Genomic DNA, 670 nt, shown 5'->3' with positions numbered 1-670 from the left:
CAAAATGGAACGTTTACACTGACTAATGTAGGTTCTTTTGGTAATGTAATGGGTACACCTATTATTAATCAACCACAGGTCGCCATTTTAGCCGTAGGCGCAATTAAAAAGAAACCAGCAGTATTAGAAACAGAATTTGGCGATGTAATCGCTATACGCCATATGATGTTCCTTTCGCTTTCCTATGACCATAGAGTTGTAGATGGAGCGTTGGGTGGATCTTTTGTAAGAAGAGTAGCTGATTATCTTGAAAATTGGGATTTGAACAGAGAAATATAAAATAACATAAAGCAAAAGGCCCCGAATGGGGCCTTTTCACTATCAAAACAAAGCAAAAATAATAACTAGTTAAATATCACTTCCTCTTCAGAAACCTTTAAGATTTGCTGTTCGGTGTAAGTGTACCTACCAGTATGAGCAATAAAAACATCCTTTTGCTCAAGAAGGTCGCGGTTAGCCAATAAAGTTTTCAGGCTTACATTTCCAATTACATATTTGTAATCATTACGGGAGAACCGCTCAATAATATTATCTATCTGCAGCTTTTCCAATGTATACTCATGGGTATAGCGCAAATAAACTTCAATGTTTACATTGTCGGTATGAACTAACCCATTGTGTTGATGGTATTTTTTATACTCATAACGATAATCATATCTTAGTGCAGCTA

The 670-nt window shown here is 36.0% G+C and carries 1 protein-coding gene and 1 pseudogene; one reads left to right on the top strand and one right to left on the bottom strand.

Going from position 1 to position 670, the window contains the following annotated elements:
• Window positions 1-279, top strand: a 279-nt coding sequence (locus AC1DDX_RS22780) for a 2-oxo acid dehydrogenase subunit E2 (protein ID WP_477622645.1), incomplete at its 5' end; no start/stop codon positions are given.
• 65 nt (window positions 280-344) lie between these two features.
• On the opposite strand, the pseudogene AC1DDX_RS22775 reads toward AC1DDX_RS22780, so the two are convergent.
• A pseudogene (locus tag AC1DDX_RS22775) lies at window positions 345-670 on the bottom strand (homoserine dehydrogenase); the annotation flags it as partial.

The organism is Pedobacter sp. 10L46_2 (assembly GCF_056395165.1).
The sequence above is the reverse complement of the archived record's forward strand: the minus strand, read 5'-3'. Positions and strand labels throughout refer to the sequence as shown.